The sequence below is a fragment of the Cyanobium sp. L1E-Cus genome (assembly GCF_024345755.1).
Classification (GTDB): Bacteria; Cyanobacteriota; Cyanobacteriia; order PCC-6307; family Cyanobiaceae; genus Cyanobium_A; species Cyanobium_A usitatum.
Genome location: NZ_JAGQBS010000002.1, coordinates 238,196 through 252,466, shown reverse-complemented (window position 1 = coordinate 252,466; position 14,271 = coordinate 238,196). Strand labels below are relative to the sequence as shown.

Annotated in this window: 17 protein-coding genes and 1 pseudogene; 10 read left to right on the top strand and 8 right to left on the bottom strand. The window is 56.5% G+C overall.

Translation table 11 applies throughout. The features are described from left to right. The first annotated feature begins 4 nt into the window (after positions 1-4). The gene (locus KBZ22_RS01365) at positions 5-505 is read left to right on the top strand and encodes a tryptophan-rich sensory protein (RefSeq protein ID WP_255020740.1); all 501 of its coding nucleotides are present in this window, start codon (positions 5-7) and stop codon (positions 503-505) included. A 22-nt stretch (positions 506-527) separates the two neighbouring features. Here the strand turns inward: KBZ22_RS01365 and KBZ22_RS01360 are convergent, their stop codons facing one another. The 3 genes from KBZ22_RS01360 to KBZ22_RS01350 are packed head-to-tail and all read right to left on the bottom strand — an operon-like array spanning position 528 to position 2,256. After that, positions 528-1,106, bottom strand: coding sequence for a rhomboid family intramembrane serine protease (locus tag KBZ22_RS01360; RefSeq protein WP_254999321.1), 579 nt, complete (start codon positions 1,104-1,106; stop codon positions 528-530). After that, positions 1,103-1,669, bottom strand: coding sequence for a hypothetical protein (locus KBZ22_RS01355; RefSeq protein ID WP_255020739.1), 567 nt, complete (start codon positions 1,667-1,669; stop codon positions 1,103-1,105). Before KBZ22_RS01355 ends, KBZ22_RS01360 begins: the two co-directional genes overlap by 4 nt. Then, positions 1,666-2,256, bottom strand: coding sequence for a PCC domain-containing protein (locus tag KBZ22_RS01350; protein ID WP_255020738.1), 591 nt, complete (start codon positions 2,254-2,256; stop codon positions 1,666-1,668). The genes KBZ22_RS01355 and KBZ22_RS01350 overlap by 4 nt, the downstream gene beginning before the upstream one ends. A 64-nt stretch (positions 2,257-2,320) precedes the next feature. Here KBZ22_RS01350 and KBZ22_RS01345 point away from each other — a divergent pair, with 64 nt between their 5' ends. After that, the gene (locus KBZ22_RS01345; RefSeq protein ID WP_255020737.1) at positions 2,321-3,157 is read left to right on the top strand and encodes a PfkB family carbohydrate kinase; all 837 of its coding nucleotides are present in this window, start codon (positions 2,321-2,323) and stop codon (positions 3,155-3,157) included. Here the strand turns inward: KBZ22_RS01345 and KBZ22_RS01340 are convergent. After that, positions 3,150-3,545 (bottom strand): VOC family protein, encoded by a 396-nt coding sequence (locus KBZ22_RS01340; RefSeq protein ID WP_255020736.1) that lies wholly within the window; start codon positions 3,543-3,545, stop codon positions 3,150-3,152. The two genes, KBZ22_RS01345 and KBZ22_RS01340, sit on opposite strands and share 8 nt — an antisense overlap. Positions 3,546-3,568: 23 nt before the next feature. After that, positions 3,569-4,156 carry a PAP/fibrillin family protein gene (locus tag KBZ22_RS01335; protein ID WP_255020735.1) on the bottom strand — a complete coding sequence of 196 codons (588 nt, stop codon included), beginning with the start codon at positions 4,154-4,156 and terminating at the stop codon, positions 3,569-3,571. Between the two features lie 58 nt (positions 4,157-4,214). Between KBZ22_RS01335 and KBZ22_RS01330 the strand changes: the two genes are divergently transcribed. After that, positions 4,215-4,358: a chlorophyll a/b-binding protein gene (locus KBZ22_RS01330; protein ID WP_254993856.1), complete on the top strand. Its 144-nt coding sequence runs from the start codon at positions 4,215-4,217 to the stop codon at positions 4,356-4,358. Positions 4,359-4,481: 123 nt separating this feature from the next. Here the strand turns inward: KBZ22_RS01330 and KBZ22_RS01325 are convergent, their stop codons facing one another. The 3 genes and pseudogenes from KBZ22_RS01325 to KBZ22_RS01315 all read right to left on the bottom strand — a co-directional run bounded on the left by KBZ22_RS01325 (position 4,482) and on the right by KBZ22_RS01315 (position 7,585). Next, positions 4,482-5,492 (bottom strand): fatty acid desaturase, encoded by a 1,011-nt coding sequence (locus tag KBZ22_RS01325; RefSeq protein WP_255020734.1) that lies wholly within the window; start codon positions 5,490-5,492, stop codon positions 4,482-4,484. Positions 5,493-5,736: 244 nt separating this feature from the next. Further along, positions 5,737-6,342, bottom strand: a pseudogene (locus tag KBZ22_RS01320) (SIMPL domain-containing protein). Between the two features lie 301 nt (positions 6,343-6,643). Continuing rightward, positions 6,644-7,585 carry an HNH endonuclease gene (locus tag KBZ22_RS01315; RefSeq protein ID WP_255020733.1) on the bottom strand — a complete coding sequence of 314 codons (942 nt, stop codon included), beginning with the start codon at positions 7,583-7,585 and terminating at the stop codon, positions 6,644-6,646. Between the two features lie 158 nt (positions 7,586-7,743). Here KBZ22_RS01315 and KBZ22_RS01310 point away from each other — a divergent pair, with 158 nt between their 5' ends. The 7 genes from KBZ22_RS01310 to KBZ22_RS01280 all read left to right on the top strand — a co-directional run bounded on the left by KBZ22_RS01310 (position 7,744) and on the right by KBZ22_RS01280 (position 14,258). Further along, positions 7,744-8,715: an integron integrase gene (locus KBZ22_RS01310; protein WP_255020732.1), complete on the top strand. Its 972-nt coding sequence runs from the start codon at positions 7,744-7,746 to the stop codon at positions 8,713-8,715. A gap of 223 nt (positions 8,716-8,938) precedes the next feature. Then, positions 8,939-10,435, top strand: coding sequence for an AAA family ATPase (locus tag KBZ22_RS01305; RefSeq protein ID WP_255020731.1), 1,497 nt, complete (start codon positions 8,939-8,941; stop codon positions 10,433-10,435). Between the two features lie 244 nt (positions 10,436-10,679). Continuing rightward, positions 10,680-11,915 carry a hypothetical protein gene (locus KBZ22_RS01300; protein WP_255020730.1) on the top strand — a complete coding sequence of 412 codons (1,236 nt, stop codon included), beginning with the start codon at positions 10,680-10,682 and terminating at the stop codon, positions 11,913-11,915. A 332-nt stretch (positions 11,916-12,247) separates the two neighbouring features. Beyond that, positions 12,248-12,490, top strand: coding sequence for a DUF4160 domain-containing protein (locus tag KBZ22_RS01295; RefSeq protein WP_255020729.1), 243 nt, complete (start codon positions 12,248-12,250; stop codon positions 12,488-12,490). After that, entirely contained in the window at positions 12,462-12,755 is a 294-nt protein-coding gene (locus KBZ22_RS01290) for a DUF2442 domain-containing protein (protein WP_315858588.1), read from the top strand. The genes KBZ22_RS01295 and KBZ22_RS01290 overlap by 29 nt, the downstream gene beginning before the upstream one ends. A gap of 100 nt (positions 12,756-12,855) precedes the next feature. After that, complete coding sequence (locus KBZ22_RS01285) at positions 12,856-13,512, top strand: hypothetical protein (RefSeq protein WP_255020728.1); 657 nt, start codon at positions 12,856-12,858, stop codon at positions 13,510-13,512. Positions 13,513-13,664: 152 nt separating this feature from the next. After that, positions 13,665-14,258, top strand: a complete 594-nt coding sequence (locus KBZ22_RS01280; protein WP_255020727.1) for a class I SAM-dependent methyltransferase — start codon at positions 13,665-13,667, stop codon at positions 14,256-14,258. Positions 14,259-14,271 lie beyond the last annotated feature (13 nt).

The following is a 14,271-nucleotide window of genomic DNA, read 5'->3' as shown; positions in this document are numbered from 1 at the left end:
TGGCGTGGCCTGGTTTGCTGCATCAGGGGCGTTGAACCTGCAGGCTGGAGTGCCGCTGATTCTTTTTGCAGTGCTCGCCGCCCTGGTGATTCTGTTGGTGATTGTGGCGGTGGCGTGGAGCCTTAATCCAAGCCGGCAGGATTTTGCCTGGTTTATCCGGCTGCGCCGCCCTCGCTGGCTGGTGTTTGAGGGTTTGATTCCCGTGATTTGGTTGCTGATCTACGCCTGCTTCTACATCTCGGCTTGGCTCACCTGGCAGGCCAGCTGGAGCGGCCTGTGGATGGCGGCTTTCCTGGTGCAGCTGGTATTGGTGCAGAGCTACACGCTTGTGATCTGCCGTAGCCGCAGCCTGGGTAGGGGCACTGCCATTGGCTTTGCTGGCTGGGTGTGGGGCATTGCCCTCACCCTCGCTGTGGCTAGCGAAAGCTTGCTGGCGGCTGCTTTGCTGCTGCCTTACCTGCTCTGGAGCCCGGTGGGCACCTGGGTTACCTGGCAGATGCGTTAGCTCAACCGCTAGCCCTGGCCACCTATGGCGACTCGCGAGCTACGGCCAGGGCCGCCAGCAGGCCGCCGCCAAAACCGCTGAGGTGGCCAATCCAGCTCACCCCTGGTGGTGAAAAAATGGGCAGCAGGCTGGGCAGCACCCCCGCATAGGTGACCAGGGCCAGCACCGAAAGGAGCAGGGAGAGGGGCCGCTTCTCCAGCCAGCCGATCAGCAGCAGGTAGCCCAGCAGCCCGTACACGACCCCGGAGAGTCCGTGACTGCCGTTGGGCCAGAGCAGCCATACCGGAATAGCCGTGGCATAAACCCCCAACCAAACGGCCAGATAGTCGCGGCGGCCGCGCAGCAATACCAGCCAGGAGAGGGGCAGAAAGGTGAGCGAATTGCCCAGGAGATGGCCAAAACCGCTATGGCTGAAGGGGGCTGTCAGCACCCCGAGGAAGGAGCCTCCGGGCGTCATCGGCAGGTTCCAGTTGCCACCGAAAACCAGCTGGTCCACCAGCTCCTGGAGCCAGGGAATCAGCAAGATCAGCGGCGGAAGCAGCAGATTGAAACCTGCTCGGGCGATCAAGCGATCCAGACGTTGGGGCAGAGATTCGCTCACGGCTCGCACTTGAAGCTGCAGCGCAGCATGGCAAGGGCTTCATCAGGCAGGCCCAGCAGACGATCCAGCCAGGGGTCCCCGCACGGTGGCACGCTTGCCACCCCCACCAGCAGGGCCGTGCGATCGGCGCTGAGGGGCTGGCCCATGGCCCGGTGGCGTTGCCCCTGGGCTGCGCCCGTGCTGAGCAGGGTGTCGATCAGTAGGTCGGGGGCGCGGTAGAGCCCGGCAATGCGGAAGCGAAAGCGGGCCCGGAAGTGCAGTTGCACAGCTCCTGTTGCTGAATCGATGCTGCCCGCCAGCTGCTCAGGGGCGATGGCGATCTCCAGGCCCGGGGGCAGGGGCAGGCCCAGCACCCGGGTGGTGCGCCAGTTGAGTGGCGGAATCAACAGGCTGGCGGGCTCGAAGCTCACGGTTTGCGGGCCGCCAGCTGGGCCGGGGCCGAGCTCACCGGTTCCGCCGCCGCCGCTGGCGTCGTAGCTGAAGTGAGGATAGGCGCCGATGGCCAGGCCACAGCCCTTACTGGTGGCTAGCTGCAACGTGCCAACCCCAAACTCGGGGGTCACAGGCTGCGCAGTGCGTCTAATTCGCCGCGGCTGTGCAGTTCGGCCAGCTCGTTGTAGCCACCAATGGCGACGCCATCGATGTAGAGCTGGGGCACCGGTCCCGTCTCGTCGGGTTCGATTTCCACGAAGGCAATGCCCAGGGTGCGCAGCATGCGCAGGGCCCGGCGCGAAAAGGGACATTCCGGCCGGCCGGCGATTTCAACTCGCGGTTCGCTGCTTACTGATCTAATCGGCGCTGCACTTGGCGCTGGGCTGGTGCCGTTGCTGAGCAGGCCCACCAGCAGGTCGGCGCCGCGCAACACCAGGGTGCCGTGCTCGAGGTGGCCACCCCACACCTGGCAGCTGGCATCGGAGAAGCTCAGGTGCAGGTGCACCCCATCTGGGCTGATCGTGCCCTGCAGGGTGATGATCTCCAGCTCGCCAGCCAAAACCGTGGGTGCGCTTTTGCCAGGGCAGGCAAAGGCGGCTTGGGAGAGGTTGCCCACCACACTCAGCACAAAGCCGCCAGCGTTGTGCTCTAGGGCCAGCTGCTCCAGGCTGCGGCGCACATCACTGCCGGCTTCGAGGTGCAGCGGCACGGCACGCATGGCAGTCATAGATAGGTGGGTGCAAGGCTACGCCGGCCCATGCTGGTGAGGTTGCCCTTTTGCCATGGCCCCGGATTCCGCCCTCGCTGCCCTCAACCTGGCGGTTGTGGGTCATGTGGAGTGGGTGAGCTTTGTGGCAGTGGAGCAGCTGCCGGTTGCTGGCTCGATCGACCGGGCCACCGCCTTTCTGGAGGAACCCGCCGGTGGTGGGGCGGTGGTGGCGGTGCAGCTGGCCCGTCTCAGCGGCAAGCGGGTGCGGTTTTTCACCTCCCTGGGCCGGGACGCCACCGGCGAGCGCTCAGCGGAGCGGCTCACGGAGCTGGGTCTTGATCTTGAGGTGGCCTGGCGGGATGCCCCAACCCGCCGGGGGGTGAGCTTTGTGGATCGGGCCGGTGACCGCAGCATCACAGTGATCGGCGAGCGACTGGCCCCGTTGGCTAGGGATCCACTCCCCTGGGCTGATCTGGCTTACTGCGATGGCGTCTTTGTGACCGCGGCCGACGCGGCAGCTCTGCAGCAATGCCGCCGGGCCCGGCTGCTCGGCGCCACGCCACGGGTTGGCTTGCCGCTCTTGGAGGCCAGCGGGGTGAGCTGCGATGCCCTGATCGGCAGCGCCCTCGACCCGGGTGAGCAGGTGCCCGCTGGCGTCCTATCGCGCCCCCCGCGACTGCGAATCGCCACCGAAGGGGCGGCTGGGGGCTGGAGCGAACCCGGCGGGCGCTTCGCTGCCCAGGCCCTGGTGGCCCCGCCGGTCGACAGTTATGGCTGCGGCGACAGCTTTGCAGCCGGGGTGATGGCAGGACTGGCGGCTGGTTGGAGCGCAGCCGCAGCAATAGGCCTGGGCGCCCGCTGCGGCGCCGAGTGCGCCGTTGCCTTTGGTCCCTACGCCCGCCCTAACTGACCTGGTTTTGCACCAGCAGCAGCAGCCTGTTTGCCTCCGGATCCAGCAGCCAGGCCTCCACTCCGAAGGCCTCCTGGCGCGGACCGTCCAGAAGCGTGGCGCCCAGCCCAATGGCGCTCGCCAGCCAGGCCTGCAGCAGGGCCATGGCAGCTGCCTGGTTGTTGCCGGCAGGCACGCTGCGCTGCAGGCACGTTGCTAGCCGGCCTGGTTGCTTCGCTTGGGGCCGGCTCTGGGATGGGGCGTAGATCTCCAGGAAGCCACCGGCGGGCCAGGGCACCCGCCAATGGCTGGCACCAAGCCCCTGCAGGGGCTCTACCGCCAGCAAATCGGCGTAAAACATTGCCAGGGCAGGGGGATTGTCTGCAGCCAGCACCAGGGAGCTGCTCATGCTTGGGGTGTCTTGCACCGTTTTTATTGATTGTCGAAAAAGTCTGCAACGGCTAGATCGGGGCGACGCAGCAGGGCAAAGATGGTGCCGGCGTTGCCACGGCACAGCCTCAGCTCCTCGGTGAGCACGGTGATGTCGAGCCAGGCTGGAAAGCTTTGCTGCACCTCCCGTTGCAGCTGCAAGCGTGTGGTGCCCAGCAGGGGACCGCGCCAGCCACCGCGCTGGAAGCGAACCTGCACCCGCTGCTGTGGAGTTGAGCTGATATCGCCAGGGCTTGATTCGAGCTGGATGCTCGCCTCTACAGCTATGCCACCCAGGCCGGCCAGCTGCCCTGGCGGCCTCAACAGATTCAGGGCGCGCCCCCGCGATGGAGCCAGTATCTGCAGGTTCTCCAGCCATGGCACAGCCTGGAGGTAGGGCTGGCTGCTGCTGCTCCAGCGCAACTCCCATACCCCCTCCAGCAGTTCGAGGGCACCAGGGGCGGCGAGATCTATTGGAGAGGTGCGCTCGAGCTCGAGAATCAACTCCCGCACCCGCGGCCCCTGGCGTTGGGCGTCCCCCCTGGCGCCACGACGCAACAGGACCAGCAGCTCCTCTCTTGCTTTCAACATCTGGGCTGGCCGACGTCTTTACAACCAGTTATAGTTGTTGAAACATTCCTCAACACTCATGACCGAATCCACCGCTCGCTTCGGATTTGTTGCTTTTGCTGAGACCTGGAATGGCCGCTTGGCCATGATGGGCTTTGTGATTGGTCTTGGCACCGAGCTGCTCACCGGCCAAAGCATCGCTGCTCAACTGGGCCTGGGCTGATTGCCAGAGCTCATAGTCTCTGGTTTTTACCAGTAATTTCAATCCCTAAAATAAAAGCCCGAAGTTCTTGCTCCGGGCTTTTTTTATGGGCAGTTGGCTAGATCTAGCTAGATTTAGCTAGATCTAGCTGGCTGGCCTCGAACTGTAATAGAAGCCACCATTCACTCCAGTTTGACTAACAACTGTGCATTGAGTTGCAACCCGCCATAAGGCGCGATGGATAGGAGTGGGGTCGTAGCGAACTAGCTCGGGAAAACGCTGCTTGAGTAAGGCGTTGGCCCGCCAGGCGTTGTAGTGAGGGATTTTCGGGTTGATGTGATGGCACACATGGGTTGAGCCGATGCCGTGATGCAGCAGGTTGAGCAGGGGGCCATAAGGACGATCCACCGTCTGTAGAGCACCTTTCGCCCAATTCCAGTCGCTGGTGGAGAAGTGGGGAATATCGGTATCGGTGTGCTGCAGCCAGGTGTAGCCAACCAACCAAGCGTTGACCACCAGATAGGGCAGGCCGTACACCAGCAGCACTCTCGCCGGGGAGGTGTGGATGGAGGCCCACACCAGTGCCGCCACCATCGCCAGTAGGCCGAGGTTTGAGATCACCATCAGGCGACGGCAGGAGTCGGGAAATAGCTGGCGCCCACCGTTGCGGAAGGGTGCAGCCGTAGTGAAATGGGAGGTGGGGCTGCCGTACTCTTCGCCGCCGGCAACACCAAACATCAGATAAAGGGGCCAACCCAGCACCAGGTGGGTAAACAGGGAGGCCACGCCGTAGAGGCCCTGGCCCAGCTGCCGTCTTGTTCCAGCCACGAAGCGTCCCGAGCTGGAATCGGAGCGAGGCGGCACATGGGTTTCACCTGCCTCGAGGTGGTTGCAGTTGGCGTGGTGCACCGCATGGCTGCGCTGCCAGCTGAAGTAGGGCACAAGCAGCAAGCTGTGAAGCACAAATCCCACCACCGCTTCGACGCGGGGGTTGGGATGGAAGGCACGGTGACCGCACTCATGGGCAATTACCCAGCAACCTCCCGCCACTGTTCCAGTGACCACGGCGTAGAGCAGCCAGAGGGGCGCAGCGCTGAGCTGCAGGGGGATCAGGGTTCCCAGGCCATAGGCCAAAACAGACAGGCCAAGGGACATGGCCAGACTTCCCCAGGCTTTAAACGGGTTTATCTGGGTTAACTCAGAAGGGAGGCAGGCAAGCAGCTCAGCTTTGCTGGGATAGGTGGCTGCTGGCGTGGCGGCCTGCGCGGTGGCGAGGGACGGCAGGGAAACAGGTGGAGTCAATGAAGCTGCCGCAGGGCAAGGAGGATTTGAGGCGACCCCGAAAGGCCCCTGAGACCTTAGGTATCAGCACACTGCTGCCGCGGCGCTGCAGGCACATTCACTCAACCCTGAAGGTCACGGCCATCACTGCGGTGATGTCCTTCTCGATTGTGCGGGTGTCGTAGGAGCCGCTGTCACTGGTCTCCGTTGAGTTGGGGGAGGTGATCTGGAACGAGCCGGTGTCGGCGTTTGTGATCGCTCCGATGCCGGCGCCGGCCTCCGAGGCTATGGCCCGCGCCCGAGCCCGGGCGTCCTTGGTGGCCTTCGCCAGCATGTCGACCCGCTATAGAGGCACGCCCTTGCCGATCAACTCTCCAATCTGACCAGAAATCTTATAGATCTTGGCGACATTCCAGCTGCCGATCAGCACTGCTTGGGTGGTGGTCCAGGTGGTGGAGCGCAGCTCCCCGGTGCGGGGATCGCGCACCTCCTGCTTTTCCGATTTGACCGAGTCGAGCTCCATCTCATCGGCCTCGATGCCCTGGGCCTTGAGGAAGGCCACGGTTTGCTCTACTGCAGGCTGAAGCCCTTGGTATGAAGCTTGCTGGCTGGCCCCGCTCTGGGAGACCTTCACCGACCAGTCGACGTAGTCGGATGTAATTCGCTCGGTGCTGGCTCCAGTAACTGTGATCGTGTCGTTGGCGTTGCGGATGCCCCTCACCATGACGCCACTGGCGGTGGTGAGCCCGAGTCCAAGCACCGCCATGGCAAACACCAGTGTTGGCGTCCGCTTGAGAAACATCCAGCTGCTGAGCGCCCAATTCTGCATTTTCACTCGTATCGGAAGCAGCTGAATTCAGCCTATTGAGCTGTCGCTTGCCTGTCGCAAAGCTGTTGCGAAGAATGGCTTGTTTAGCTAGCCCAGGAGGTGTTAGTCGAAGGGATATTCGTAGACAAGGTTGAGGCCAAGGCACTCGGCGGTGGCGCAGTCGCGGGCGATGTTGGCACCAGCGCCCTAATTACACTTAGTGCCTCAAGGCATCCCGATGGGCACTCAAAAACATCTCCTGCTCCCGGCTGAACGGCCGGATCAGATTCGCGCCTTCGATGCCCCAGCAGCGCAAGGCCTCCCCTGCTGCCTCGTGCTGCCAGATCAGCTCGCCGCCTGAATCGAAGCTGATCCAATGGCGATCAAACAGCTTGTCCACATGAGGGGAGAGCAGCAGGCCATTGGCTCCGCTCAGCCGTTCGCTGTTGTCGCAGGATCGCCAGGGTTTGATGTGGCTCGCCACCAGGAACTGCTGCCGCGCCAGGCCCGTGACCCGGCAGGCCGGCTCCAGTTCAGACACCCGATGGCGAAATAACCCCTGCCCCAGCCGCGCCTTGGTGAGCGCATCGCGCTCGGTGCTGCTGGGCACCTCCCGCAGCTGCTGCATGTCATCGAGCAGGGCCTCGGTGTAGGCGCCCTCTTCCGCCAACACCACCAGGTGCACTCGCACCGCCGGATCGGCGTGATCTTCGATCAGCTTCAGCAGCATCAATCCCAGGGTTTCGCTCAGCCCCGCCAGGTACACCCCTTGGTTGCCCCGACCTGTGCTGGTGCTGATAGGGCTGTGGCGTTCTGGCAGTAGCGGCTGCAGCAGCTCAAAGAACGTCTGCGGCACCAGGGCCTGGCGCAGCGGCTGCCAGTTCACCCGCACCAGCCAGCCCTCCTGGCTCCAGTTCTCCCCTGCTGAGCCGAACTCTGGGGGCTTAGTGGCCGTGACCGCCGCCGTTTCCACCAGGCCCAACTGGCTGATCCGCCCATTGGCATAGCTAAACACCACATCCCCCCGCTGGCAGCGGGTGAGGTTGTCGTAGCTCACATTGCGGGCGCCGTTGGCATTGGCCTTCGGCGACCAGATGTAGCCGCCGTCGATTTCGTGCCGGTAGGTCTGTTTGTGGTTCACCCACCAGTAGGAGGGCATTGATCCTGCCTGGCTATTGACCTGTTGTACCCCATAAAACCGGCCCGGGCTTACTGGGAATCCCCCCATTAGCAGCAGGGTGCAAGTTGATGGGGAAGGTAGCGAGCCGCTTGATGGTCGCGTAGGGGAACTCTGTAGAGAACCCACTACCAACAACCATGGCCCCTGTAGTCAAACCTCCTGGACTGATACAGCGCTATCGGGAATTACTTCAGACACGCCACTACGCGCGCCGCACGGTGAAGACCTATGAGCAGTGGCTGCGGCGGTTTCTGCGCTTTCATCACCTACGCCACCCCCGAGAGATGGGGAGCCACGAGGTGAATGCCTTTCTGAGCCACCTAGCTGTGGAGGAGCAGGTGAGTGCCTCCACTCAGAACCAGGCACTGGCGGCATTGCTTTTTCTCTACCGAGATCTGTTGGAGCGCGAGCTGGAGCTCGATGGGGTGGTGCGTGCCCGGACGCGTCAGCGGGTGCCGGTGGTGCTCAGTGAAGGCGAGGTGAGGGCGGTACGGGAACGGCTGGAGGGTGAGCCTGCGCTAGTGGTTGGGTTGTTGTACGGCAGTGGTCTCCGGCTAATGGAGGCACTGAGGCTGCGGGTGAAGGATCTGGATTTCCAGCGGCGGGAGCTCGTCGTGCGCGATGGAAAAGGCGGCAAAGATCGGATGACGATGGTGCCCCAGAGCTTGGTGCCTGGGCTGCAGGAGCATCTGGAGCAAGTGCGTCAGCTGCACCGAAGCGATTTGGCGGCGGGTTGGGGCCGCGTGTTGATGCCCTATGCCTTGGCCCGCAAGTATCCGAATGCGGAACGTGAATGGGCGTGGCAGTGGGTGTTTCCCCAGCAAAAGCGATGGTGCGACAAAGATTCTGGTGCTCAGGGGCGACACCACATCGATCCGAGCGTGGTACAGAAGGCTGTGAAGCGGGCACTACTTGAAGCCGGTGTGACCAAGGCGGCCAGCTGTCACACCTTCCGCCACTCTTTTGCCACGCACCTACTGGAGAGGGGCCAGGACATACGAACGATTCAGGAGCTGCTGGGCCACAAGGACGTCAGTACCACCATGATCTATACCCACGTCCTTAATAGAGGCCCTCACGGTGTACGCAGCCCCGCGGACGTTCTGTAACCATCTGAACCGTTGGTTCTCGGACCCGTGAACCACGGCTATCTTGGGTGGATGTTCTGAAAGACCCTATGCAGGGTAAAAAGTCTCAGGGAATTGACGACCCGAGGTGTCTTTGGTTATCGGAAAGGCACAGCTTGCACGCCTCGGTTCACGGAACCGTCCAATAAAGAGTTAGGTGCATCAGTCAGTGCTCTAAGCTCAACAAAGCATGTAGCTCTTAACAATGCCAGTCAGGACACTTATCGAGGCTGGTGAAATAAAACTTGATTCACTTACGAGCGTCAACATAATATTAGGACGCAATGGCGCAGGGAAGAGCAGACTTCTGCGCAGTATTGATGCCGAGCTCGAGAGAAATGCCGAATTTAATTTACGATATGTAAGCCCCGAGAGAGCAGGTGTCTTCCGGAAAGATGGCAATACTGAAACGAACTTAGAAAGAGATCCACAATGGCTCCGAAACGTACGGAGGAAGAATCAAGCTGAGAACTTCAAGGCCGCCTCTGCATATTTCTTGCGGGATGTCGAGCTAGCTTATCTTCGGAGGCTACAAAACACTCCGGAACTACGAAACGATCCTGATCGGAATTTCAAGACTGATCGACTTGAAAAGATTAATCGCCTACTCAGCAACATCAGCCTAGATCTAGAAGGAGCCAGCTTTGTATTCAAGACGTTATCCGGTCAGCAGATCCCACCTGATGAGATTAGTAGTGGAGAGTCAGAGGCAGTCTCACTCGCCGCAGAGATCCTCTACTTCTTTGAAACAACTGATGAAAATAGGTTTAACCTTCTGCTACTCGATGAACCCGATGTACATTTGCATCCCGATCTACAGGCACGACTTGCTCAGATGATTATCGAGGAGGTTTGCTCCTTGAGCGACAGTCGGCGAGAAAACACTGCGATCTGTCTTGCAACGCATAGTACTTCCCTTGTATGCGCACTCGCATCAGCCGACCTTGTATCGATCGGAGTAAAGCAGTTTGGGGTTAACAGTATAAGCTTTGCAAGAGTTTCTGATCAGCTCAGGAAGGTTGCTCCTTTCTTCGGGCATCCGCTTTCGCTTTGTCTTAGCGGTGATGCGATGCTGATTCTAGAAGGTGAAGACGATGAGAGAGTTTGGCAGCAAGCTGCTAGATCTGCTGGAGGGCGGATAAGGCTGTTCCCAGTATTGGCAGAAAGTGTAGACCATCAAGGTAGCCTAGAGCAGTTGTGCTCTAGCTTGCTGGGCGCACTATACGACAAACCCATTGGCTATTCTGTACGTGATGGGGATGGGATCCTTGATGGACTTACACCTGTTGGTGCACTGCAAAGGTATCGCTTAAACTGCTATGCAATAGAAAACTGCCTCCTGAGTGATGAGTGTTTAGATCTTCTTGGCTCTACATGGGTAATATTTTGCCAACGCGCAACCGAATGGATTGCCGAGAACCAGAATCACAAGGATATCGACATGCTTAGCTCACTTATCGCTTCATCAGACAGGATGAGGCATTCAAAGATCAAGGCAATTCGCAATCTTATTTGTCCGATAACCTCTGGCTCTAACAAGCCTTGGGAAGTGGTCGTAGGTCAGGCAATTGCACGACTTGATCCACGGTGTCTCCCTGATTCCAGCACATCACTTGCGGACTACATTGGAAGGGATGCTATTTCTTCTATTCTTTCCCCGGCGGAAGACAGTGTAAGTCCTGACCATCTGGAGAGCACCTAACATCAAGATGCAGAAGCCGGGAGCGGAAGGAGGCGACATCGCCGAGGTGTTGGCCCGCTTCTGATCTTGAGCGTTGGGCGGAGGGGTCAATCGTTTCGGAGCGCTTGGCTGTGGCTGGAAGACGACTAAACGTTACAAATATCAAAGATGCATAGGGCGCACAATCGCAGAAGGTGCTTTTATTACTATGTTGACAAGTAATATTAACACTGCACTCATACGATAAGCAACAGGTACAAACAGAATGAATATCGACTTTGAGCAGACACTGAAAGACGTTGCCATTTGGCAGGAGAAAAAGGATGAGCTTTTTTCAAAAGAATTCCAACAGTCATTAGAAGATTATGTCTACAGATGCTCTGGTCTTGAGACGATTTCACAAAAGTCAAACGCAGACTTTTTATTCAAGAGGTTTAACACAGAATTTGAAATCTACCCAACATTTCAACTATTAGAAGATGAGACAAAGGCGGAGAAGCAGAGGTTCAACAATACAACTTTTGCTGTTTATTCTTTCAACGAAAATGATGTTGTTAAAACGCCAATTAGGATTGATATTAGCAACAAAATAAACAAAATTCCCGAGCATTTACAGGAAGTGACGAAAGATGGGAAAAAGCCAGTATCCCGAATTGACATAGAGTTTTATGAAAAGACTTCATTGCTAGAAGACTCTAAAAACGAGGAGCTTAAAGACTTTATCCAAGAATATTTGGTTAACGGCAATTGGTCAAAGGACGACCTTAAAGAGCTAGGAAACCTTATGGCACTTGAAGACCTAGAAAAAATCCATACTGAATTTTTGGTCTTTGAAGATGACAGCATAGTTCCAATTTACATTGGAATTGGGAATAATCAGCCTTACAACATTTCCGAAAAAAGTGCCGTTTACGGAAAAAATAGATTTTACAGATATGATTTAGTCAAAATAGACGGCAAAGCTTATCAGCAGACAAGTAAAGTAACTCCAGGAAAGAGAATTGACTTTTCTGACCAGGATTTAATTGCTCCAGAGGCAACTTGCAATGGAGCTCTTTTTGCTTTACATTTTAAAGACGGCATCACTATCTTGGATAGAAACGTTTGGAAGAAAGCCACTTTAAATCAGCCAATTGAGGAGTTGAATCTACACAATGAAATAGCTAACAGCAAAGGAGTTGACTTTCTCAAAGAAAGACTTCTGAACGTATTTCCTGACTTTGACAGCTATTCGCAAGTGTTTTATGACCCCTTAGAGAGGACTAACTCATATACACATTCGAAAACAATTATATATCTGAAGCAAAAAGGGCTTTTGGGTCAAGGTTGGCAGGCAAAAATAAATGTCGCTTCTGGCCTATACCTAAATGGCCACGACCCAGTTTTAAGAATAAAACCGTCGTTGATGTTAATGTATCACATGATTGAAACAGATAAGTTTAGAGAGTTAATCATCAATACATCAAAACATATAGACACAGCGCCTTTTGATAATGGATAAAAACACATTGCATAGCCGAACCGAAAAAACTACAGACGCTAACAGCAGCCACAGGAAATTGGAAGTTCAGTGCTTAAATGAAGCCTTGAGCTTTGTATCAAGCTCAGTGCTGGTAGTCAGTTTTAGTCTCCAGAATCTCCAACTTCTTATATCTGCAAACCGTTAGAATCTCCAGTACCCGGGATGATCCAAGGAGCACTGCCAAAGACCCTGATTCGCCGCCCAACATCAAGATGCAGCAGACGGCTTCGCCGCTTCTGATCTTGGCGTTGGAAAGATGTGAACAGCCATTGCAGGCGCGGCTATTCTGAGACAGGCGTTCCATATTTAATTTGTCACCAACCGTCTTCAGGGATGGCGAATTTCGATTCTTCTTCTTCTTCTCACGGGAGGAGAGCCGTCCTCACGTCCATGTGAGTCATCCTGATGGTGAGGCGAAGTTCTGGCTCAGCCCAACCGTTGAACTCGCGCGCAATATCGGGCTAAGCTCACAGAGGATCAAAGAAGCAGAGCGCCTGGTCGAGACACGTCAACAGGAGATCATCGATGCCTGGAACAACCACTTTGGCGGCTGAGGTTACGAACGTCTCGGGACATTGTGTTTGGATGCTTATCGATGATGAAGAGCTAGCGCTTCCCTATTCAGAGTTTCCCTGGTTTAAAGCGGCAACTATTCATCAGATCCTTAACGTACTGCGTCCGACCTCGGACCATCTTTATTGGCCTGATCTAGATGTTGACTTGTCTGTCGAGTCGATACGGCATCCGGCAAGGTTCCCGCTAAGGGCCAAGAGCACTTCCCAACCCTGCCATACACCTGATCCGCCTCAATTATTTTAGTGAGCCCACGGAGACACGGACGCTGCAGCTCTTTGCGGGCAGGTGATGGCCAGCGTTAGACAGCAACGCATGGCCAATAGGCTAGAATCAAAAAACTCCAATGATCACTTCAAACGTTCTTCACAGGGTCTTCCGAGTTCAGCACAACAACAAAACCGGTAGTGCTTACACAATCGAAAAAGGAGGCCAGCAATATCTAGTTTCCGCATCGCACGTATTCGAAGGAGAAAAAGAGCTAGATGCAATTACAATATATCATGACAATAGCTGGAAGACGGTTCCTGTAGATGTGATCCGAAACTGGACGGGAGATGGCGATACTATCGTATTTCGGCTTACATTTGATCTATCTCCACGGCTTCCAGTGGCTTACACTACAGATAAGATGATCCTCGGTAGCTGGGCCTACTTCTTAGGCTTTCCTTATATGGTGACCACGGGAGGATCGGACATAAATCGACGCTTTCCTCTCCCACTCATCAAGGCAGGCTTAATATCAGGAATGCACTCTGAAAAAGAAGGCATAGTCATCACTTATCTTGATGGCCATGCAAACAGAGGCTTTTCAGGTGGCCCTGCTGTTTGGATAAATCCGATGAACCCAAAGGGACCGGCACAGATCTTTGGAACAATTTCTGCTTTCAGAACAGAGTATCCAATTAATCCCGAAACGAAGGATGATCTGAGGGACTACAGTACAAATGCGGGGATAGTTGAGGCCATATTTATTAGAGATATTCTTCAAATGCTGCCATAGCTTGTTGCAGCTTCATGGTTGTCAACCATGTCGTATTGGCTTAAAATACTGTCTAACACTGCCATGCACCTGAGCCGCCGCCAGCGATTCTCGTCTCCCCCACCGATTCTCTGCGGCCAGGTGATGGCGAGCGTTAGCCATAGGAGAAGATTATGAAACCAGTAGAGATCGGCAAAGCCTATGACAAAATCGCTTCTTGGTGGAGCGGCGAGTTGCAGACGTCTATCCGAGGGCTACCGTATATTGAGCGCGCCATTGGCCTATGCGCAAAACGCCAGAAAGCCTTGGATGTCGGTTGCGGAACAGGGGGAAGAATCGTCACGGCTCTCGTAAACGCGGGGTTTGACGTCACGGGAATAGACGTTTCACAGAATATGCTGAAGATCGCAAGGGACAATCATCGAGGCGTCAATTTCGTGCTGGGCGATGTTTGCACATGGGAGTCATCTGAAGCATTTGACATAATCATCGCTTGGGACAGTCTAATCCATATCCCGTATCGCATGCAGAGGAAAGTAACGAGAAGCCTCTGCGGTTCCCTTGCGGATAAGGGCGTTATTCTGATTACGGTCGGTGCCACTGACGGAGTCATCATGGGCACCATGCAGGGCGAGACTTTTTACCACAGTTCACTGGACGAGGACGAGTATCTGCGAATAATGAAGGCTGCCGGATGCAGATGTATCCTGCTTGAGCGCGATCAGTTCCCCGAGGACCACGTGGTTATTATTGGAATTAAGGGCTAACCACGCCTTGGTG

Excerpts from the sequence above, each read along its gene's own strand:
- KBZ22_RS01350 (WP_255020738.1), bottom strand. The coding sequence starts at position 2,256 with ATGCGTGCCGTGCCGCTGCACCTCGAAGCCGGCAGTGATGTGCGCCGC.
- KBZ22_RS01345 (WP_255020737.1), top strand. The coding sequence starts at position 2,321 with ATGGCCCCGGATTCCGCCCTCGCTGCCCTCAACCTGGCGGTTGTGGGT.
- KBZ22_RS01340 (WP_255020736.1), bottom strand. The coding sequence starts at position 3,545 with ATGAGCAGCTCCCTGGTGCTGGCTGCAGACAATCCCCCTGCCCTGGCA.
- KBZ22_RS01335 (WP_255020735.1), bottom strand. The coding sequence starts at position 4,156 with ATGTTGAAAGCAAGAGAGGAGCTGCTGGTCCTGTTGCGTCGTGGCGCC.
- KBZ22_RS01330 (WP_254993856.1), top strand. The coding sequence starts at position 4,215 with ATGACCGAATCCACCGCTCGCTTCGGATTTGTTGCTTTTGCTGAGACC.
- KBZ22_RS01325 (WP_255020734.1), bottom strand. The coding sequence starts at position 5,492 with ATGTCCCTTGGCCTGTCTGTTTTGGCCTATGGCCTGGGAACCCTGATC.
- KBZ22_RS01315 (WP_255020733.1), bottom strand. The coding sequence starts at position 7,585 with ATGCCCTCCTACTGGTGGGTGAACCACAAACAGACCTACCGGCACGAA.
- KBZ22_RS01310 (WP_255020732.1), top strand. The coding sequence starts at position 7,744 with ATGGCCCCTGTAGTCAAACCTCCTGGACTGATACAGCGCTATCGGGAA.
- KBZ22_RS01305 (WP_255020731.1), top strand. The coding sequence starts at position 8,939 with ATGCCAGTCAGGACACTTATCGAGGCTGGTGAAATAAAACTTGATTCA.
- KBZ22_RS01300 (WP_255020730.1), top strand. The coding sequence starts at position 10,680 with ATGAATATCGACTTTGAGCAGACACTGAAAGACGTTGCCATTTGGCAG.
- KBZ22_RS01290 (WP_315858588.1), top strand. The coding sequence starts at position 12,462 with ATGCCTGGAACAACCACTTTGGCGGCTGAGGTTACGAACGTCTCGGGA.
- KBZ22_RS01285 (WP_255020728.1), top strand. The coding sequence starts at position 12,856 with ATGATCACTTCAAACGTTCTTCACAGGGTCTTCCGAGTTCAGCACAAC.
- KBZ22_RS01280 (WP_255020727.1), top strand. The coding sequence starts at position 13,665 with ATGAAACCAGTAGAGATCGGCAAAGCCTATGACAAAATCGCTTCTTGG.